Consider the following 19548-nt stretch of genomic DNA (forward strand, 5'->3'; position numbering starts at 1 on the left):
TAGCCTTAATGTCTAAACGGGGCTAGGTTAAAAGCTCTGCCCGCCCCTCAGTCCGTAGCCGTGCGGATTTAAAGGAGTCATTTCAATGCCATCCCTCGATAGCCTGAAAACCCTTAAAACCTTACAAGTCGACGACAAGACCTATCACTATTTCAGCCTGCCCGAAGCCGCCAAAAGCCTGGGCGATCTGGACAAGCTGCCGATGTCGTTGAAAGTGCTTCTGGAAAACCTGCTGCGCTGGGAGGACGAGAAAACCGTCACCGGCGCTGATCTCAAGGCGATTGCCGCCTGGCTCAAGGAGCGCCGCTCCGATCGCGAAATCCAGTACCGGCCCGCGCGGGTATTGATGCAGGACTTTACCGGCGTCCCCGCCGTGGTCGACCTGGCCGCCATGCGTGCTGCGATGGCCAAGGCCGGTGGCGACCCGCAGCGAATCAATCCGCTGTCGCCGGTGGACCTGGTGATCGACCACTCGGTGATGGTCGACAAATACGCCAGTGCAAGCGCCTTCGGACAAAACGTTGACATCGAAATGCAGCGCAACCACGAGCGTTATGCCTTTCTGCGCTGGGGTCAGAGCGCCTTTAACAATTTCAGCGTGGTGCCACCGGGCACCGGCATTTGCCACCAGGTCAACCTCGAGTATCTGGGCCGCACGGTCTGGACCAAGGACGAGGACGGGCGCACCTATGCCTTCCCGGACACGTTGGTTGGCACCGACTCCCACACCACCATGATCAACGGCCTCGGCGTGCTCGGCTGGGGCGTCGGCGGGATCGAAGCGGAAGCAGCGATGCTCGGCCAACCGGTGTCGATGCTGATTCCGGAAGTGATCGGTTTCAAACTCACCGGCAAACTCAAGGAAGGCATTACCGCCACCGACCTGGTGCTGACGGTCACCCAGATGCTGCGCAAGAAAGGTGTGGTGGGGAAATTTGTCGAGTTCTACGGCGACGGTCTCGCCGATTTGCCGCTGGCCGATCGCGCGACCATCGCCAACATGGCCCCGGAATATGGCGCCACCTGCGGTTTCTTCCCGGTGGACGAGGTGACACTGGAGTACTTGCGTTTGTCCGGTCGCACTCCGCAAACCGTGAAACTGGTGGAGGCCTATAGCAAGATCCAGGGCCTGTGGCGCCTGCCCGGCAAGGAGCCGGTGTTCACCGACAGCCTGGCCCTGGACATGGGCAGCGTCGAAGCCAGCCTCGCCGGGCCGAAACGTCCTCAGGACCGTGTCTCGTTACCGAATGTCGCGCAAGCGTTCACTGACTTTCTCGGCCTGCAGTTCAAACCCTCCAGCAAGGAAGAAGGTCGCCTCGAAAGTGAGGGTGGCGGTGGCGTCGCGGTGGGTAACGCTGATCTGGTCGGCGAAGCGGATTACCACCACGAAGGGAGTACTTATCGGCTGAAAAACGGTGCGGTGGTGATCGCCGCCATCACGTCCTGCACCAACACCTCCAACCCCAGCGTGATGATGGCGGCCGGGCTGGTGGCGAAAAAAGCCGTGGAGAAAGGCCTGAAGCGCAAACCGTGGGTCAAGAGCTCGCTGGCTCCCGGTTCGAAAGTGGTCACCGACTACTACAAGGCTGCAGGTCTGACCCAATACCTTGATCAGCTCGGTTTTGCCCTAGTCGGTTATGGCTGCACCACCTGCATCGGCAACTCCGGGCCGTTGCCGGAGCCGATCGAAAAAGCCATTCAGAAAGCCGACCTGACTGTCGCCTCGGTGCTCTCGGGCAACCGCAACTTCGAAGGTCGCGTGCATCCGCTGGTAAAAACCAACTGGCTGGCCTCCCCGCCTCTGGTCGTCGCCTATGCATTGGCTGGCACGGTGCGCATCGACATCAGCAGCGAGCCATTGGGTAACGACAAGGACGGCCAGCCGGTTTATCTGCGAGACATTTGGCCGAGCACTAAAGAAATCGCCGACGCGGTAACTCAGGTAAACACCGCGATGTTCCACAAGGAGTACGCCGAAGTGTTTGCCGGCGACGAACAGTGGCAGGCGATCGAAGTGCCGCAGGCGGCGACTTATGTGTGGGACAACGATTCGACGTATATCCAGCATCCGCCATTCTTCGATGACATCGGCGGCCCTGCGCCGGTGGTCAAGGACGTCGAAGGGGCGAAAGTCCTCGCGTTGCTTGGCGATTCGGTGACCACCGACCACATTTCCCCGGCCGGTAACATCAAGGCGGACAGCCCTGCCGGCCAGTACCTGCGCGAGCAAGGGGTGGAACCGCGTGACTTCAACTCCTACGGCTCCCGTCGCGGTAACCATCAAGTGATGATGCGCGGCACCTTCGCCAACATCCGCATTCGCAACGAGATGCTTGGCGGCGAAGAAGGCGGCAACACGATTTATATTCCGACCGGGGAGAAGCTGCCGATCTACGACGCGGCCATGCGGTACCAGGCGTCGGGGACACCGCTGGTGGTGATCGCCGGGCAAGAATACGGCACAGGCTCGAGCCGCGACTGGGCAGCCAAGGGCACCAATCTGCTGGGCGTGAAAGCAGTCATCGCCGAGAGCTTCGAGCGAATTCACCGTTCCAACCTGGTCGGCATGGGTGTGTTGCCGTTGCAGTTCAAGCTGGATCAGAACCGCAAGAGCCTGAACCTCACCGGCAAGGAAACCGTGGACATCCTTGGCCTGACCGGTGTCGAACTGACTCCGCGTATGAACCTGACCCTGGTTGTCTCCCGTGAAGACGGCAGCAAGGAAAAGATTGAGGTGTTGTGCCGGATCGATACCCTCAACGAGGTGGAGTACTTCAAGGCCGGGGGGATTTTGCATTACGTGTTGCGGCAATTGATTGCCTCGTAACAGCCTGCTGATAAAACACCGCCTTCGGGCGGTGTTTTTGTTTACGTGGTGTGCGTCTCTATAATCGCCCCGCTCATTGAATCGGCGTCGTTCACCCTTTTTGTGTCCGGCCGAGATCCCTTGTGGGAGCGGGCTTGCTCGCGAAAGCGGCGTAGCAGTCAACATTGATGTTGGATGTGATGGCCTCTTCGCGAGCAAGCCCGCTCCCACAGGGGGACCGAGGCACATTGCAGAATCTCTGAAACAAGGACTTAACATGATCGCTCTGCCATGGACTTATCTGGCACTTCTCTCCATTGGCTACGGCCTGGCTTTGATCTACGGCCATCTCGGCTGGCTCGCTGCTATCTCTTTCGCGCTGCTGCTGATTGCCGGTTTCGCCGTTCGCCAACAACAGATCCCCATTGGCCGCTACCTCGGCCACGGCTTGTTCATCGTCCTGGCGGTAGCGCTGGCAATGCACTGGCTTCCCGGCTTCTTCAACGGTCGCGCGATTGATCCCCAGCGTTTCACCGACGATGCCGTGCCGTTTGCGATGTACCTGAATCAGGACAAACCGCTGATCGGTTTCTGGCTGTTGCTGATTTGCCCATGGATTGTCGGCCGGCGCTCGTTGCGGCTGTCCGTTTATGCCACCGCCCTCGCCCTGACCGTAAGTGCCGTGCTGGCCTTGGGTGGCGCGCTGTTGCTGGGCGTGATCAGTTGGGCACCGAAGTGGCCGGATCAGGCCTGGTTGTGGGTGTTGAACAATCTGCTACTGGTGACGCTGGTGGAGGAAGCGTTGTTTCGCGGCTACATCCAGGGCGGTCTGAGCCGGCAGTTCAAACACCTGTCTTACGGCGACAACCTCGCGTTATTGCTCGCCTCAATGCTGTTCGGCCTCGCTCATCTGGGTGCCGGTTGGCAATGGGTGTTGTTGGCGGGCCTCGCGGGGGTCGGTTATGGCCTGGCCTACCGTTTCGGCGGATTGGGCGCGGCCATCGCCACCCACTTTGGTTTGAATCTGCTGCATTTCGGGCTGTTCACTTATCCGATGCTCGCTGGCTGACGCAATGGTCGTTTTGCGACGCGTCACTGATTTATGAAAAAAACACTTCAATAAATGCCTGACGATGCCGACAACCTCTCAAAGCCTTGCGGATTGAAAAAGCCATGCGTAACAACCAGCCCATTACCCAACGCGAACGGACCTTCCCGGCTCAGCAACGGTTGATTTCCACCACCGATGCCAAGGGCGTGATCACCTACTGCAACGACGCTTTCGTCGAAATCAGCGGGTTTTCTCGTGAGGAACTGCTCCGTGCACCGCATAACCTGGTCCGTCACCCCGACGTCCCGGCTGCGGTGTTCGCGCACATGTGGGGCACACTGAAACAAGGCTTGCCATGGATGGGCATTGTCAAGAATCGCTGCAAGACCGGTGACCACTACTGGGTTAACGCCTATGTCACACCGGTGTTCGACGGCAATCAGCTGGTCGGTTACGAGTCGGTGCGGGTCAAACCCACCGCCGAGCAGATCCGCCGTGCCGAAGCGCTCTACCAACGCATCAACCAGGGCAAGTCAGCCATTCCTCAAAGCGACAAATGGCTGCCGGTGCTTCAGGACTGGCTGCCGTTCATTCTGGTCAGCCAGTTGAGCTTCATGATCGGCGCCACGCTGACGTCCCAATGGGGCTTCGCCCTCGCCGCCGGCCTTTCGGTGCCGTTGGGCTTGATGGGCTTGAGCTGGCAACAGCGCGGTATCAAGCGTTTGCTGCGCCTGGCCGAGCAGACCACGTCCGACCCGCTGATCGCGCAGATGTACACCGACAGCCGTGGCGCCCAGGCACGTTTGGAGATGTCGATCCTCAGCCAGGAAGCACGCCTGAAAACCTGCCTGACCCGCCTGCAGGACACCGCCGAACACCTGACCGAGCAAGCGAAACAGTCCGACACCCTGGCCCACAACAGCTCCACCGGCCTGGAACGTCAACGTGTCGAAACCGAGCAAGTGGCGACCGCTGTGAATCAGATGGCGGCCACCACTCAGGAGGTCGCCAGCCACGTGCAGCGCACCGCTGACGCCACTCAGGAAGCCAATCGCCTGACCGGTCGCGGTCGCGACATCGCCGGGGAAACCCGCGAAGCCATTCAGCGCCTGTCGGTAGTGGTCGGTGAAACCGGCCTGACGGTCACGCAACTGGCCAAGGACAGCGACGAAATCGGCGGCGTGGTCGATGTGATCAAAGGCATCGCCGACCAGACCAACCTGCTGGCCTTGAACGCTGCGATTGAAGCCGCACGTGCCGGCGAGATGGGCCGTGGTTTTGCGGTGGTGGCCGACGAAGTGCGTCAACTGGCACAACGCACCAGCGAATCCACCGGGCAGATTCACGCGCTGATCGCCAAGCTGCAGCAAACCGCCAGCACCGCGGTGCAAACCATGGAAGCCGGGCATCGTCAGGCCGAAGAAGGTGTGGCGCGGGTATTGGAAGCGGATCAGGCGCTGGTGGGCATCAGCGAAGCGGTGGCCAACATCACTGACATGACCACCCAGATCGCTGCCGCCACCGAAGAGCAAAGCGCCGTCGCCGAAGAAATCAGCCGCAACATCAGCAACATCTCGCAACTGGCTGACCAGACCTCTGAACAGGCACAGCACTCGGCGCTATTGAGCGAAGAACTGACCAAGACCGCGAATACCCAGTATTCGTTGGTGGAGCGGTTTAACCGCTGATTGCTGCGGGAAAGACAAAAACCCGGAAGGTGAAAGCTTCCGGGGTTTTTGTTGCCTGGCAGATCGCTTTCGCGGGCAAGCCTCGCTCCTACAGGTAATCGGTGCTCCCATGATCGGCGCATGACCTGTAGGAGCGAGGCTTGCCCGCGAAGAGGCCCGAACTGGCACTGCAAATCTCACTGAAGAAACTCGGAAACCTTCCCCGCCGCAGCCGCCAAATGCTGCTCATGACTAAACCCCGAAGCCTTCAACGGCTTCAAATCATGATCCGCTGCTTCCAGCCAGAACACCTCGATTCCCGGCGCCAACTCATACCCTTCGACCGCAGCCCGATTACCCAGCGCATCGCGCTCACCCTGCACAATCAACGTGCGAGTCTTCAGCGCCGCCAAATGCTCGACCCGCGGTTTTTCCGGTTTGCCGACGGCGTAAAACGGGTACCCCAGGCACACCAGCGCATCCGCTCCCAACTCATCGGCCAACAAACTCGCCATCCGCCCGCCCATGGACTTGCCGCCAATGGCCAGGCGTCCAGCGACATGGCGTCGCACCACGGCATACACCTCACGCCAGCATTCCTGCAATTTGGGCGCCGGGTTCGGGGGACGTTTACCGCCATCAATACGCCGCTGCGCCATGTAGGGAAACTCGAAACGCAACACGTTGACCCCATGCGCGGCAAGGCGCTCAGCCATGTCGCTCATCCAGCCGCTGTCCATCGGCGCACCGGCGCCGTGAGCGAGAATCAGCGTCGCCGAGGCCGGCGCCGTGGCGGCATTCCACAACCATCCATGATCTCGCACACACTGCGCCCATTGATCCCCGTCAATACTGGCCTTGTGCTCTTTGTCCATGCTTGCCTCGCTTTTAGTCTGCCTATAACTCCAGGCGAAGGGAGCGTCTGCCGTGCGGCTTACTCGCAAAGGCAGGCCCTCACTTCGGCTGAACCGTGGATGGGGAACCATGAACACTTCTATCAGTACCGCCTACAACTACAAGGTGGTCCGCCAATTCGCCATTATGACGGTGGTGTGGGGCATCGTCGGCATGGGGCTCGGGGTTTTTCTCGCCGCCCAATTGGTCTGGCCTGAACTCAACTTCAACCTGCCGTGGACCAGCTTCGGCCGTCTGCGCCCGCTGCACACTAACGCGGTGATCTTCGCCTTCGGCGGTTGCGCCCTGTTCGCCAGTTCGTTTTATTCGGTACAACGCACCTGCCAGACCCGATTGTTCGCGCCGAAAATCGCCGCGTTCTGCTTCTGGGGCTGGCAACTGGTGATCTTGCTGGCGGCCATCAGCCTGCCACTGGGTTACACCAGTTCCAAGGAATACGCCGAACTGGAATGGCCGATCGACATCCTGATCACCATCGTCTGGGTGGCTTATGCCGTGGTGTTCTTCGGCACGATCATGCAGCGCAAGACCAAACACATTTATGTCGGTAACTGGTTCTTCGGTGGCTTCATCATCACCGTGGCGATCCTGCATATCGTCAACAACCTGGAATTGCCGGTGAGTTTCACCAAGTCCTACTCGCTGTACGCCGGTGCGACCGACGCCATGGTGCAGTGGTGGTACGGACACAACGCCGTAGGCTTTTTCCTCACCGCCGGTTTCCTCGGGATGATGTACTACTTCGTGCCGAAACAGGCCGAGCGTCCGGTGTATTCCTATCGCTTGTCGATCGTGCACTTCTGGGCGCTGATCACCCTGTACATCTGGGCCGGCCCGCACCACTTGCACTACACCGCGCTGCCGGACTGGGCGCAATCGTTGGGCATGGTGATGTCGCTGATCCTGTTGGCACCGAGCTGGGGCGGGATGATCAACGGCATGATGACGCTGTCGGGCGCCTGGCATAAGTTGCGCAGCGACCCGATCCTGCGCTTCCTCGTGGTGTCGCTGGCGTTCTACGGCATGTCGACCTTCGAAGGGCCGATGATGGCGATCAAAACCGTGAACGCCCTCTCCCACTACACCGACTGGACCATCGGCCACGTTCACGCCGGCGCCCTCGGTTGGGTAGCGATGATCTCCATTGGCGCGCTGTACCACATGATCCCGAAAATCTTCGGCCGCACACAGATGCACAGCATCGGCCTGATCAACGCGCACTTCTGGCTCGCCACCATCGGCACCGTGTTGTACATCGCTTCGATGTGGGTCAACGGCATCGCCCAGGGCCTCATGTGGCGCGCTGTCAACGAAGACGGCACGCTGACCTACTCCTTCGTCGAAACCCTGGTGGCCAGCCACCCAGGCTTCGTCGTGCGTCTGGTAGGCGGTGCGATTTTCTTCAGCGGCATGTTGCTGATGGCCTACAACACCTGGCGCACCGTGCGGGCCTCGCAGCCTGCCGAAGCCGCCGCTGCCGCGCAGATCGCCTGAGGAGGCCGCCATGAAACACGAAACAATCGAGAAAAACGTCGGCCTGCTGATGTTGCTGATGGTGCTGGCCGTGAGCATCGGCGGCCTGACCCAGATCGTCCCGCTGTTCTTCCAGGACGTGACCAATAAACCGGTGGAAGGCATGAAGCCCTACACCGCGCTGCAACTGGAAGGTCGTGACATCTACATCCGCGAAGGCTGCGTCGGTTGCCATTCGCAGATGATCCGTCCGTTCCGCGCCGAGACCGAACGCTACGGCCACTACTCGGTGGCCGGTGAAAGCGTCTGGGATCACCCGTTCCTGTGGGGCTCGAAACGTACCGGCCCGGACCTCGCCCGGGTCGGTGGTCGCTACTCCGAAGACTGGCACCGCGCGCACTTGTACAACCCGCGCAACGTGGTGCCTGAATCGAAGATGCCGGCCTACCCGTGGCTGGTGGACAACAAGGTAGATAGCAGCCACACCGAAACCAAGATCCGCGCCATGCGCACCCTCGGCGTGCCGTACACCGATGAAGACATCACAGGTTCAGTCGCCTCACTCCAGGGCAAAACCGAAATGGACGCATTGGTCGCTTACCTGCAAGTGCTAGGCACATCCATCAAGAGCAAGAGGTGAGCCATGGCCATGCCCTTTGAAATCGTAAGCGTAATGAGCAGTGGAATGATCCGCGGCCTGGGCACGGTCGTGGTGTTCGTAGCCTTCGTCGGCCTGACGCTGTGGGTGTTCAACCGCAAGCGCAATCCGGAATTCGCCGAAGCACGCCTGCTGCCGTTCGCCGATGAACCGCTACCCGAAGTCGCCACCCAAGAACCTGAAACAAGGAGTACCCGGCCATGACCACCTTCTGGAGTACGTGGATCTGCGTACTGACCATTGGCAGCCTGATCGGCCTGACCTGGCTGCTGATCGGCACCCGCAAGGGCGAAACCAAGGGCAGCGTCGACCAGACCATGGGCCACAGCTTCGACGGCATCGAGGAGTACGACAACCCGCTGCCGCAGTGGTGGTTCATGCTGTTCGCCGCAACCTTGGTGTTTGCCGTCGGTTATCTGGTGCTTTACCCGGGCCTGGGCAACTGGAAAGGCATCTTGCCCGGTTATGAAAACGGCTGGACCGGAGTCCACGAATGGGAAAAGGAGATGAACAAGGCTGACGCGAAGTTCGGGCCGATCTTCGCCAAATTTGCTGCCATGCCAGTTGAAGAAGTGGCCAAGGACCCGCAAGCGCTGAAAATGGGCGGTCGTCTGTTTGCGTCCAATTGCTCGGTATGCCACGGCTCGGATGCCAAGGGCGCGTTCGGTTTCCCCAACCTGGCGGACAACAACTGGCGCTGGGGCGGCGATGCCGAAATGATCAAAACGACTATCATGGGCGGTCGCATGGCCGCGATGCCCGCCTGGGGAGAAATCCTCGGTGACGCCGGCGTGAAGAACGTCGCCGCCTATGTACGCCATGAACTGGCCGGCCTGCCTTTGCCTGCAGACAACGGTGCCGACCTGCATGCCGGACAGCAAGCGTTCAGCACTATGTGCGTAGCCTGTCATGGGGCAAACGGCAAGGGCACTGAAGCCATGGGGGCGCCGAACCTGACGCAACCGGCCGGATTTATCTACGGTACAAGCCTGGCGCAACTGCAACAAACAATTCGTCATGGCCGCCAGGGCCATATGCCGGCGCAGAACGAACTGCTCGGCAACGACAAGGTGCAATTGCTGGCCGCTTACGTATACAGCCTGTCTCAAGGTCTGAGCACCGAGCGTTTACAGGCTGAAGGCAAAAGCGAATAAATCTCGTCCGCGCAACGCCGCATTCACCCGGATGCGGCAGTTCCCTGCCCCTTTGCGACGCATTGTCGCACCCTCCCTTGGTCTTCCTTTCGGTTCGCCGGATTCGGGTCTAAGCTTCCCTGCGATGCGGACTGGCCAGCGCCGGTTCCAGGTCGATTCAACCCGATGTGTTCGACGAATTTGCTCGATGACAGGCCGCAAAGGCTGGTAGACACCGGCTATCGTCCCCGTTGCCCTCTGTTACCCGATCGTCGTGTTTGAACATACCCCGTTACAACTGACCTGAACCCCTCGCCTCTTTGATCCGTTGCGACATTTTGTCCGAGGGCAATTTTGTCCTTACGCGGCGCATGGAAAGGCCGCAGAATCAGCTTTTGAAAGCATTGACCTACGTCATGGCGCGTTGCAATGACCCCCCGCTTTCTACATACTTGCGGCCGATTTTTACTCCTAATAAAACACCCAAACCGTGGAACCTTAGAATGAGCACAGCAATCAGTCCGACTGCTTATAACTATAAGGTAGTCCGCCAGTTCGCCATCATGACGGTGGTCTGGGGGATCCTTGGCATGGGGCTCGGTGTCTTCATCGCCTCGCAACTGGTCTGGCCGGAGTTGAACTTCGGTCTGGCATGGACGAGCTTTGGACGCCTGCGCCCGCTGCACACCAACCTGGTGATTTTCGCCTTCGGTGGGTGCGCTCTGTTTGCCACTTCCTATTACGTCGTGCAGCGAACCTGCCAAACGCGACTGATTTCCGACAGCCTCGCGGCCTTCACCTTCTGGGGTTGGCAAGCGGTGATAGTCGGCGCGATCGTTACCTTGCCGATGGGTTTCACGACCACCAAGGAATACGCGGAACTTGAATGGCCTCTGGCTATTCTGCTGGCCATCGTCTGGGTCACCTACGGTCTGGTGTTCTTCGGCACCATCGTCAAGCGCAAGACCAAGCACATCTATGTCGGTAACTGGTTCTACGGTGCCTTCATCGTCGTGACCGCGATGCTGCACATCGTCAACCACGCGTCCCTGCCGGTCAGTTTCTTCAAGTCCTACTCGGCTTACTCGGGTGCGACTGATGCGATGATCCAGTGGTGGTACGGCCACAACGCGGTAGGTTTCTTCCTGACCACCGGCTTCCTGGGGATGATGTACTACTTCGTTCCGAAGCAGGCCGAGCGTCCGATCTACTCCTATCGTCTGTCGATCGTGCACTTCTGGGCGCTGATTACCCTGTATATCTGGGCCGGCCCGCACCACCTGCACTACACCGCACTGCCGGACTGGGCTCAGTCCCTGGGCATGGCGATGTCGATCATCCTGCTGGCACCCAGCTGGGGCGGCATGATCAACGGCATGAAGACCCTGTCGGGCGCCTGGCAAAAGCTGCGCACCGACCCTATCCTGCGCTTCCTCGTGGTATCACTGTCGTTCTACGGCATGTCGACCTTCGAAGGCCCGATGATGGCCATCAAGACCGTCAACTCGCTGTCGCACTACACCGACTGGACCATCGGCCACGTACACGCCGGCGCTCTCGGCTGGGTAGCGATGATTTCGATCGGCGCGATCTACCACATGATCCCGAAACTGTTCGGTCGTACGCAGATGCACAGCATCGGCCTGATCAACACGCACTTCTGGCTCGCGACCATCGGCACCGTGCTGTACATCGCGTCGATGTGGGTCAACGGCATCACCCAAGGTCTGATGTGGCGTGCAATCAACGACGACGGCACCCTCACCTACTCGTTCGTTGAAGCGCTGCAAGCCAGCCACCCAGGTTTCATCGTTCGCGCCCTGGGCGGTGCGTTCTTTGCCAGCGGCATGCTGTTCATGGCTTACAACGTATGGCGTACCGTACGTGCCTCGAACCCGGCTGAAGCCAAAGCTGCTGAACAGATTGCTGTAGTTGGAGCTCACTGATGAAGCATGAAGCAGTCGAGAAGAATATTGGCCTGCTGGCCTTCTTCATGGTTATCGCCGTCAGCATCGGCGGCCTGACTCAAATCGTTCCGCTGTTTTTCCAGGACGTCACCAACAAGCCGGTCGAGGGCATGAAGCCGCGTACCGCCCTTGAGCTGGAAGGCCGCGACGTGTACATCGCCAACGGTTGTGTCGGCTGCCACTCGCAGATGATCCGCCCGTTCCGTGCTGAAACCGAACGTTACGGCCACTATTCGGTCGCCGGTGAAAGCGTTTGGGACCACCCGTTCCTGTGGGGTTCCAAGCGTACCGGTCCGGACCTGGCCCGTGTCGGTGGTCGTTACTCCGATGACTGGCAGCGTGCGCACTTGTACAACCCGCGCAACGTGGTGCCTGAGTCGAAAATGCCGGCCTACCCGTTCCTCGTGGAAAACAAGCTCGACGGCAAAGACACCGCCAAGAAAATGGAAGTCTTGCGCACGCTCGGCGTCCCTTACACCGACGAAGACATCGCCGGTGCCAAGGATGCTGTGAAGGGCAAAACCGAAATGGACGCGCTGGTGGCCTATCTGCAAGGCCTGGGCACCATCATCAAAAGCAAACGGTGATTTAGATGGATATCGGGATGATTCGTGGCCTGGGCACCGTTGTTGTGATGGTGGCCTTCATCGGTCTGGCGCTGTGGGTGTTCAGCCCCAAGCGCAAGTCGGAGTTTGAAGACGCGACCTTGCTGCCTTTCGCGGATGATCCCGAAGCCATCAAGCACGTCGAGCAAGCTTCTAGGAGTAACAAAGAATGACTACGTTCTGGAGTCTGTACGTCACAGTCCTCAGTCTCGGCACCATCTTCGCCCTGACCTGGCTGCTGCTGTCCACCCGCAAGGGCCAGCGCAGCGAATCCACCGATGAAACGGTCGGCCACTCCTTCGACGGGATCGAGGAGTATGACAACCCGCTGCCAAAATGGTGGTTCATGCTGTTCGTGGGCACCATCATCTTCGCCCTCGGCTACCTGGTGCTGTACCCGGGCCTGGGTAACTGGAAAGGCCTGTTGCCGGGTTATAACTACCTCGATAACGAGAAGCAGACCGCGTTCGCCAACGGCCAGACTGGCTGGACCGGCGTTCACGAATGGGAAAAGGAAATGCTCAGGTCGGACGCCAAGTTTGGCCCGATCTTCGCCAAGTTCGCTTCCATGCCAATCGAAGAAGTTGCCAAAGACCCACAAGCCCTGAAGATGGGTGGCCGCCTGTTCGCCTCCAACTGCTCGGTCTGCCACGGTTCCGACGCCAAAGGCGCCTATGGTTTTCCTAACCTGACCGACGCCGACTGGCGCTGGGGCGGTGAAGCGCAAACCATCAAGACCACCATCATGGGCGGTCGTCACGCCGTGATGCCGGCTTGGGCTGAAGTGATCGGCGAGCAAGGCGTTGCTGACGTTGCCGCGTTCGTACTGACCAACCTGGATGGCCGCAAGCTGCCTGAAGGCGCCAAGGCTGACCCGGTTGCCGGGCAGAAACTGTTCGCCGCCAACTGCGTGGCGTGCCACGGCCCGGCCGGCAAAGGTACGCCAGCCATGGGCGCCCCTGACCTGACCCACCCGGCGGCGTTCATCTACGGTTCGAGCTTCGCTCAACTGCAGCAGACCATCCGTTACGGTCGTCAGGGCCAGATGCCTGCGCAAGAACAGCTGCAAGGCAACGACAAGGTTCACCTGCTGGCCGCTTACGTCTACAGCCTCTCTCACGGTGAGAAAGCGCCGGAAGCGGACGCCCAGTAAGGCAAACGCTTGATGCAATAAAAAAAGCCCCGCCAGTGATCTGGCGGGGCTTTTTTTATGGGCGATTAGCGAAAATTGATTTCACAGGAATCGTATCGATCAGCGTCCGGCTCTGCCATTGATTATCCTTCACCAGATAGATCTGCAACTGCTTGCGATCCTCGGTAAAGCTGGTGATCAGGTAGGTTTGCTGAGAGGTACTGCCGCTCAGATACATCGGCACATTTCCCAACCAATAGGAATCACCTCCGTTTTTGTGCAAATGACCGGCAAATATTGCAGTCACTTGATACTTGCTGATCATTTCGCGAAAGCGCTTTTGTTGCTCAGCGTCCCCCTTCATCTCGAACGGCTTATGCATATTGATGATGATGGCGTAGCCCTGAGCTCTAGCCAGCCTAAGATCGGTCTCAAGCCAGTCCAATGCGCTGGTGATGTCGAACGTCGTCGGGTTCAACTCGTGGGAAATTTTCGTCGTGTAAGTGGGCTCGTTATTGAGCTGCACCATGTGAACTTCACCGATATTCTTTGAATAAGAGAGGCTGCCCGAATACAGCGTATCAAGGAACCAGCCCGTAACTTTCAAATCAAAGCTATCCACCTTACCCGCATGATGCTTATTAAACTCGACTATGCTGCCCGCCGCACAGTTATTACTAAAACAATCATCCACGTTATTTTCATAATCGTGATTACCCAAACCGTACAGATAATCACCCTTGAAGTGCTTCTCTAATGCCGACTTCATATACGATCGTTGCCAGCCATGGCCGAAAGCGGTTATGTCACCGTTGATCATCAGTGGCACTTGTGATTGCGCCCCCTGATTGTTTCGAAAGTCAGCAATACTTGCAAGCTGGGTTTCCACCAACCATTTGGAACGTACAGCGAAGTCCGCATCGGATTCAGGCGCCCTGATATCTGTTTTGTCTGTCCACGGATATTGCGTATCAGAGGCAAACACCATATGCCGAGGAGTACCCTGTATCGCATGAGCTAAAGTAACCGAAGACAACAAACACACTCCCAGCAAAAACCTTACAACTTTATTAGAAACCACAGCATTAAAACTCCATTTAAATTAGACATATCCAAGCGATATCAATATCGCGGAACAACAACATATTTGAAAAAATAAAAAACTTCAAAGGCACAACCAGCGCCAATTAAATAAATATATTTCAACCACACAAAAAATCGAAGCCAACTTTAACTTTAGCTAACCTGGATTTATTAATATTTCATCTCGGACAACTACACACGCAGAGGTTGAAACCTTGCCGTTTCAGACGCTACGGCAGCGCAAAGGCTATGAATCGCCTAGACTCTAATCTGCAAAGCGAAAAATCGACGAAACCCACAAGTCAATTGATTCAAGTCACTACACCATCAATTGAATTTGCCCAACGCGACTAAAGGTCGCACCCTTGATCTAGAGCGACAGGCGTATCATTGCGCCACTGCAACACCTCTTTTTGACCGCGGTCGGCACGTACTGACCGAGGCATTTTTCCACTGCCGTGGGATGCAACGATGAGCAATCAGATTCCGGTACACGACGTCACTCCGCCTGCCAAGAACGCGAACAACAGCGTCGACCTCTACGCCTCTCGAGAAAAGATCTACACCCGCGCCTTCACCGGCCTGTTCCGCAATTTGCGGATGATCGGCGGGGCCGGGCTGTTTCTGCTGTATTTCGGCACGGTGTGGCTGAACTGGGGCGGTCATCAGGCCGTCTGGTGGAACCTGCCGGAGCGTAAATTCTTCATTTTTGGCGCGACCTTCTGGCCTCAGGATTTCATCCTGCTCTCGGGCATTCTGATCATCAGTGCCTTCGGCCTGTTTTTCATTACCGTGTATGCCGGTCGGGTCTGGTGTGGCTATACCTGCCCGCAAAGCGTCTGGACCTGGATCTTCATGTGGTGCGAAAAGGTCACCGAAGGCGACCGCAACCAGCGTATCAAGCTCGACAAGGCGCCGATGAGCGCCAACAAATTCCTGCGCAAGTTCGGCAAGCACACAATGTGGCTGCTGATCGGTTTCGTGACCGGCATGACCTTCGTCGGTTACTTCTCGCCGATTCGCGAACTGGTGATCGAGTTCTTCACCGGCCAGGCGGATGGCTGGTCGTATTTCTGGGTCGGCTTCTTCACCCTCGCCACCTACGGCAATGCCGGCTGGTTGCGCGAGCAGGTGTGCATCTACATGTGCCCGTATGCACGCTTCCAGAGCGTGATGTTCGACAAGGACACGCTGATCGTCTCCTACGACCCGCGCCGTGGCGAAAGCCGTGGCCCGCGCAAGAAAGGCATCGACTACAAGGCTCAGGGTCTTGGCGATTGCATCGACTGCACGATGTGCGTCCAGGTCTGCCCCACCGGTATCGACATTCGTGACGGCCTGCAAGTCGAATGCATCGGCTGCGCGGCGTGCATTGACGCCTGCGACAGCATCATGGACAAGATGGATTACCCGCGCGGCCTGATCAGCTACACCACCGAGCACAACCTGTCCGGGCAAAAAACCCATAAACTGCGCCCACGCCTGATCGGCTATGCCACGGTGCTGCTGGCGATGATCGCATTGCTGGTGACTGCATTTTTCATGCGCTCGCTGGTTGGCTTCGATGTCAGTAAAGACCGCGTGTTGTACCGCGAGAACGCCGAAGGCCGGATCGAAAACGTCTACAGCCTGAAGATCATGAACAAGGACCAGCACGACCATACCTATGTGCTCGAAGCTACCGGCCTGCCGGACCTCAAGCTGCAAGGCAAGCGCGAGATCAAAGTCGCCGCCGGGGAGATTTTCAGCCAGCCGGTGGAACTGTCCAGCGCACCGGAACAACTGCCGTCGAGCACCAACGAGGTGACATTCATCCTCAAGGATGCCGACGACGCCAACGTCCACGTTGAAGCCAAGAGCCGATTCATCGGCCCACAAACTCGTTGAGAGAAATGACCATGCCCGCTGCAACTGCCGCAAGTCCCTGGTACAAGCACCTTTGGCCGTGGATCATCATCGCCATCCTGGCTTGCTCGGTGACCTTGACCCTGTCGATGGTGACCATCGCGGTGAACAACCCGGACAACCTGGTCAACGACAACTATTACGAGGCCGGCAAGGGCATCAACCGTTCACTGGACCGTGAACTGCTGGCCCAGACCCTGCAACTGCGTGCCAGCGTGCATCTGGATGACGTGACCGGCGAAGTCGACCTGCGCCTGAGCGGCAACAGCCAGCCGAAAACCCTTGAACTGAACCTGATTTCACCCACCCAGCCGGAGAAGGATCGCAAGATCACCCTGGCCCGCAGTGAAACCGAACAGGGCCGTTACATTGGCCAGTTGAGTGACAAAATTGAAGGTCGTCGCTTCGTCGAGTTGCTGGGTGTTCAGGATGACAAGATCTGGCGCATGTTCGAAGAAGAACAGGTCAGCCATGCCAAGGATCTGTTGCTGGGCGATGAGCCGCTGCAGGGCGCGGAAGACCTGAAAAAATAAAAACCTGCGCTTCGCGCATTCGCGAGCAAGCCCGCTCCCACATTGGATTATTGGTGTACTCAAAACTCGGTGCACGACACAGAACCAATGTGGGAGCGGGCTTGCTCGCGAAGAGGCCCTACCTGACGACAGAGATTCAGCGGCACCAGTGAAAACCTCATGACCAATCCAACCCCCTGCTACCACTGCGCCCTGCCCGTCCCGGCCGGCAGCCGCTTCACCGCCGCCGTCCTCGGGGATACCCGCGAGTTCTGCTGCCCGGGTTGCCAGGCAGTGGCCGAGGCCATCGTGGCCGGTGGGCTGGAAAGCTATTACCAGCATCGCAGCGAAGCCTCGGCCAACCCCGAAGCCTTGCCGGTACAGTTGGTGGATGAGCTGGCGCTGTACGACCGCGCCGACGTGCAGCAACCCTTTGTCCGCCACGAAGGCGAACTCGCCGAAACCACCCTGTTGATGGAAGGCATCAGTTGCGCCGCCTGCGGCTGGTTGATCGAGAAACACCTGCGCGCCTTGCCGGCGGTGGCCGAAGCACGCTTGAACCTGTCCAACCACCGCCTGCATGTGCGCTGGGCCGATGCGCAATTGCCATTGAGTCAAGTGCTCAGTGAATTGCGCCACATCGGTTACGCCGCCCACCCTTATCAGGCCGACCGCGCCAGTGAACAACTGGCCAGCGAAAACCGTCTGGCGCTACGTCAACTCGGCGTTGCCGGACTGCTGTGGTTCCAGGCGATGATGGCAACCATGGCCACCTGGCCGGAATTCAACATTGACCTCAGCCCCGAGCTGCACACCATCCTGCGCTGGGTCGCGCTGTTTCTGACCACGCCGATCGTGTTCTACAGCTGCGCGCCGTTCTTCAAAGGGGCGATGCGCGACTTGCGCACCCGTCACCTGACCATGGACGTCTCGGTGTCGCTGGCAATCGGCAGTGCCTATATCGCCGGGATCTGGACCTCGATCACCGGGGTAGGCGAGCTGTATTTCGATGCAGTAGGGATGTTTGCGCTATTCCTGCTGGCCGGGCGTTATCTGGAACGTCGAGCCCGGGAACGCACCGCCGCCGCTACCGCACAGCTGGTCAATCTGTTGCCCGCCTCCTGCCTGCGGCTGAGTGCCGACGGCCAGAGCGAACGGATTCTGCTCAGCGAATTGCGCGTGGGCGATCAGGTGCTGGTGCATCCCGGAGCAATTCTGCCGGCCGATGGCAAGATCCTCGACGGTCAATCGAGCATCGACGAATCCCTGCTGACCGGCGAATACCTGCCACAACCACGGACCCCGGGCGATGCTGTCACCGCCGGCACCTTGAACGTTGAAGGTGCGCTGACCGTGGAAGTCCTGGCGCTGGGACAGGACACGCGACTGTCGGCCATCGTCCGCCTGCTGGATCGCGCCCAGGCCGAAAAGCCACGACTGGCGGAAATCGCCGACCGCGCCGCGCAATGGTTTTTGCTGTTGTCGCTTATCGCGGTGGCTGCCATCGGCCTGCTGTGGTGGGAACTGGATTCTTCGCGGGCGTTCTGGATCGTCCTGGCGATGCTGGTTGCGACGTGCCCGTGCGCCTTGTCGCTGGCCACGCCAACCGCCCTCACCGCCGCCACCGGCACGCTGCACAAGCTCGGTCTTTTGTTGACGCGCGGCCATGTGCTGGAAGGCCTGAACCAGATCGACACGGTGATTTTCGACAAGACCGGCACCCTCACCGAAGGTCGCTTGGCCTTGCGTTCGATCCGGCCACTTGGAGCCTTGACCAGCGATCAATGCCTGAGCCTCGCCGCCGCCCTGGAAAACCGCTCCGAGCACCCGATTGCCCGGGCTTTTGGCCGCGCGCCGCTGGCCGCCGAAGAAGTTCACAGCACGCCGGGCCTGGGCCTTGAGGGGTTGGTCGGCGCACAACGCCTGCGCATTGGCCAACCGGGGTTTGTCTGCGAACTCAGCGGCGCTCAAACGCCTGTAATGCCCGATGAGCCCGGCCAATGGCTGTTGCTCGGCGACAGTCAGGGGCCACTGGCCTGGTTCGTACTCGATGACCGTTTACGTGCCGACGCGCCTGCCCTGCTGGCGGCCTGCAAGGCTCGTGGCTGGCGCACACTGCTGCTGTCCGGCGACAGCTCGCCGATGGTTGCCAGCGTCGCTGCCGAGCTGGGCATCGACGAGGCCCGAGGCGGTTTGCGTCCGGACGATAAATTGCAGGTGCTGCAACAACTGCACAAGGAAGGTCGCAAGGTGTTGATGCTCGGTGACGGGGTCAATGATGTGCCGGTGCTGGCCGCCGCCGACATCAGCGTGGCGATGGGTTCGGCCACCGATCTGGCGAAAACCAGTGCCGATGCGGTGCTGTTGTCGAACCGCCTCGACGCGCTGGTGCAAGCCTTCAGCCTGGCCCGCCGCACCCGTCGGGTCATCATCGAGAATTTGCTGTGGGCAGCGCTGTACAATGGCCTCATGTTGCCGTTCGCCGCCCTCGGCTGGATCACTCCGGTATGGGCAGCGGTTGGCATGTCGATCAGTTCGTTGACCGTGGTATTGAATGCCCTGCGCCTGACTCGCCTGCCGAGCGCGCCGGCTGCCGGCACCACGCCAGAAACCCGTCCGCTGCCGGCCTGAGCCGCGCGGG

General features: G+C 59.2%; 16 protein-coding genes. 14 read left to right on the plus strand and 2 right to left on the minus strand.

The window, feature by feature from the left end:
- Positions 1-85 precede the first annotated feature (85 nt).
- The 3 genes from acnA to ACIPLA_RS14920 all read left to right on the plus strand — a co-directional run bounded on the left by acnA (position 86) and on the right by ACIPLA_RS14920 (position 5545).
- Complete coding sequence (gene acnA, locus ACIPLA_RS14910) at positions 86-2827, plus strand: aconitate hydratase AcnA (RefSeq protein ID WP_401173759.1); 2742 nt, start codon at positions 86-88, stop codon at positions 2825-2827.
- A gap of 256 nt (positions 2828-3083) precedes the next feature.
- Positions 3084-3875 (plus strand): CPBP family intramembrane glutamic endopeptidase, encoded by a 792-nt coding sequence (locus ACIPLA_RS14915; RefSeq protein WP_192342546.1) that lies wholly within the window; start codon positions 3084-3086, stop codon positions 3873-3875.
- 104 nt (positions 3876-3979) lie between these two features.
- Entirely contained in the window at positions 3980-5545 is a 1566-nt protein-coding gene (locus ACIPLA_RS14920; protein WP_401173761.1) for a methyl-accepting chemotaxis protein, read from the plus strand.
- Between the two features lie 176 nt (positions 5546-5721).
- Here ACIPLA_RS14920 and ACIPLA_RS14925 read toward each other — a convergent pair whose 3' ends face one another.
- Entirely contained in the window at positions 5722-6399 is a 678-nt protein-coding gene (locus ACIPLA_RS14925; RefSeq protein WP_401173763.1) for an alpha/beta family hydrolase, read from the minus strand.
- Positions 6400-6508: 109 nt separating this feature from the next.
- Between ACIPLA_RS14925 and ccoN (ACIPLA_RS14930) the strand changes: the two genes are divergently transcribed.
- The 8 genes from ccoN (ACIPLA_RS14930) to ccoP (ACIPLA_RS14965) all read left to right on the plus strand — a co-directional run bounded on the left by ccoN (ACIPLA_RS14930) (position 6509) and on the right by ccoP (ACIPLA_RS14965) (position 13428).
- The gene (gene ccoN / locus ACIPLA_RS14930) at positions 6509-7933 is read left to right on the plus strand and encodes a cytochrome-c oxidase, cbb3-type subunit I (RefSeq protein ID WP_074875101.1); all 1425 of its coding nucleotides are present in this window, start codon (positions 6509-6511) and stop codon (positions 7931-7933) included.
- A gap of 10 nt (positions 7934-7943) precedes the next feature.
- Positions 7944-8552 (plus strand): cytochrome-c oxidase, cbb3-type subunit II, encoded by a 609-nt coding sequence (ccoO, locus tag ACIPLA_RS14935; RefSeq protein WP_074875099.1) that lies wholly within the window; start codon positions 7944-7946, stop codon positions 8550-8552.
- 9 nt (positions 8553-8561) lie between these two features.
- A complete protein-coding gene (locus tag ACIPLA_RS14940) occupies positions 8562-8774 on the plus strand; it encodes a CcoQ/FixQ family Cbb3-type cytochrome c oxidase assembly chaperone (RefSeq protein ID WP_305729659.1) in 213 nt (70 codons plus the stop codon).
- The gene (gene ccoP, locus ACIPLA_RS14945) at positions 8771-9724 is read left to right on the plus strand and encodes a cytochrome-c oxidase, cbb3-type subunit III (protein ID WP_401173766.1); all 954 of its coding nucleotides are present in this window, start codon (positions 8771-8773) and stop codon (positions 9722-9724) included. The genes ACIPLA_RS14940 and ccoP (ACIPLA_RS14945) overlap by 4 nt, the downstream gene beginning before the upstream one ends.
- A 482-nt stretch (positions 9725-10206) precedes the next feature.
- Positions 10207-11649 carry a cytochrome-c oxidase, cbb3-type subunit I gene (gene ccoN / locus ACIPLA_RS14950; protein ID WP_401173767.1) on the plus strand — a complete coding sequence of 481 codons (1443 nt, stop codon included), beginning with the start codon at positions 10207-10209 and terminating at the stop codon, positions 11647-11649.
- Entirely contained in the window at positions 11649-12257 is a 609-nt protein-coding gene (gene ccoO, locus ACIPLA_RS14955) for a cytochrome-c oxidase, cbb3-type subunit II (protein ID WP_009042961.1), read from the plus strand. Before ccoN (ACIPLA_RS14950) ends, ccoO (ACIPLA_RS14955) begins: the two co-directional genes overlap by 1 nt.
- Before the next feature lie 5 nt (positions 12258-12262).
- Positions 12263-12448, plus strand: coding sequence for a CcoQ/FixQ family Cbb3-type cytochrome c oxidase assembly chaperone (locus tag ACIPLA_RS14960; RefSeq protein ID WP_003175465.1), 186 nt, complete (start codon positions 12263-12265; stop codon positions 12446-12448).
- On the plus strand, positions 12445-13428 hold the full coding sequence (gene ccoP / locus ACIPLA_RS14965; RefSeq protein WP_192342541.1) for a cytochrome-c oxidase, cbb3-type subunit III: 984 nt from the start codon (positions 12445-12447) through the stop codon (positions 13426-13428). Before ACIPLA_RS14960 ends, ccoP (ACIPLA_RS14965) begins: the two co-directional genes overlap by 4 nt.
- A 55-nt stretch (positions 13429-13483) precedes the next feature.
- On the opposite strand, the gene ACIPLA_RS14970 is transcribed toward ccoP (ACIPLA_RS14965), so the two are convergent.
- The gene (locus ACIPLA_RS14970) at positions 13484-14488 is read right to left on the minus strand and encodes a metallophosphoesterase family protein (protein WP_401173771.1); all 1005 of its coding nucleotides are present in this window, start codon (positions 14486-14488) and stop codon (positions 13484-13486) included.
- A gap of 473 nt (positions 14489-14961) precedes the next feature.
- On the opposite strand from ACIPLA_RS14970, the gene ccoG reads away from it, so the two are divergent.
- The 3 genes from ccoG (at position 14962) to ACIPLA_RS14985 (ending at position 19538) form a co-directional block, all read left to right on the plus strand.
- Positions 14962-16377 carry a cytochrome c oxidase accessory protein CcoG gene (gene ccoG, locus ACIPLA_RS14975; protein WP_218394356.1) on the plus strand — a complete coding sequence of 472 codons (1416 nt, stop codon included), beginning with the start codon at positions 14962-14964 and terminating at the stop codon, positions 16375-16377.
- 11 nt (positions 16378-16388) lie between these two features.
- Complete coding sequence (locus ACIPLA_RS14980) at positions 16389-16928, plus strand: FixH family protein (protein ID WP_123360013.1); 540 nt, start codon at positions 16389-16391, stop codon at positions 16926-16928.
- Positions 16929-17087: 159 nt separating this feature from the next.
- Positions 17088-19538, plus strand: a complete 2451-nt coding sequence (locus ACIPLA_RS14985) for a heavy metal translocating P-type ATPase (RefSeq protein WP_218394355.1) — start codon at positions 17088-17090, stop codon at positions 19536-19538.
- Positions 19539-19548: the final 10 nt, after the last annotated feature.

This window comes from Pseudomonas sp. NPDC086112 (assembly GCF_044746425.1).
Taxonomy (GTDB): domain Bacteria; phylum Pseudomonadota; class Gammaproteobacteria; order Pseudomonadales; family Pseudomonadaceae; genus Aquipseudomonas.

Bases quoted from the DNA above. Each gene is read 5' to 3' on its own strand.
- ccoP (WP_401173766.1), top strand. From the start codon at position 8,771: ATGACCACCTTCTGGAGTACGTGGATCTGCGTACTGACCATTGGCAGC.
- ccoG (WP_218394356.1), top strand. From the start codon at position 14,962: ATGAGCAATCAGATTCCGGTACACGACGTCACTCCGCCTGCCAAGAAC.
- ACIPLA_RS14925 (WP_401173763.1), bottom strand. From the start codon at position 6,399: ATGGACAAAGAGCACAAGGCCAGTATTGACGGGGATCAATGGGCGCAG.
- ccoP (WP_192342541.1), top strand. From the start codon at position 12,445: ATGACTACGTTCTGGAGTCTGTACGTCACAGTCCTCAGTCTCGGCACC.
- ACIPLA_RS14940 (WP_305729659.1), top strand. From the start codon at position 8,562: ATGCCCTTTGAAATCGTAAGCGTAATGAGCAGTGGAATGATCCGCGGC.
- ccoN (WP_074875101.1), top strand. From the start codon at position 6,509: ATGAACACTTCTATCAGTACCGCCTACAACTACAAGGTGGTCCGCCAA.
- ACIPLA_RS14980 (WP_123360013.1), top strand. From the start codon at position 16,389: ATGCCCGCTGCAACTGCCGCAAGTCCCTGGTACAAGCACCTTTGGCCG.
- ccoO (WP_009042961.1), top strand. From the start codon at position 11,649: ATGAAGCATGAAGCAGTCGAGAAGAATATTGGCCTGCTGGCCTTCTTC.
- ACIPLA_RS14960 (WP_003175465.1), top strand. From the start codon at position 12,263: ATGGATATCGGGATGATTCGTGGCCTGGGCACCGTTGTTGTGATGGTG.
- ACIPLA_RS14985 (WP_218394355.1), top strand. From the start codon at position 17,088: ATGACCAATCCAACCCCCTGCTACCACTGCGCCCTGCCCGTCCCGGCC.
- ccoN (WP_401173767.1), top strand. From the start codon at position 10,207: ATGAGCACAGCAATCAGTCCGACTGCTTATAACTATAAGGTAGTCCGC.
- acnA (WP_401173759.1), top strand. From the start codon at position 86: ATGCCATCCCTCGATAGCCTGAAAACCCTTAAAACCTTACAAGTCGAC.
- ACIPLA_RS14915 (WP_192342546.1), top strand. From the start codon at position 3,084: ATGATCGCTCTGCCATGGACTTATCTGGCACTTCTCTCCATTGGCTAC.
- ccoO (WP_074875099.1), top strand. From the start codon at position 7,944: ATGAAACACGAAACAATCGAGAAAAACGTCGGCCTGCTGATGTTGCTG.
- ACIPLA_RS14920 (WP_401173761.1), top strand. From the start codon at position 3,980: ATGCGTAACAACCAGCCCATTACCCAACGCGAACGGACCTTCCCGGCT.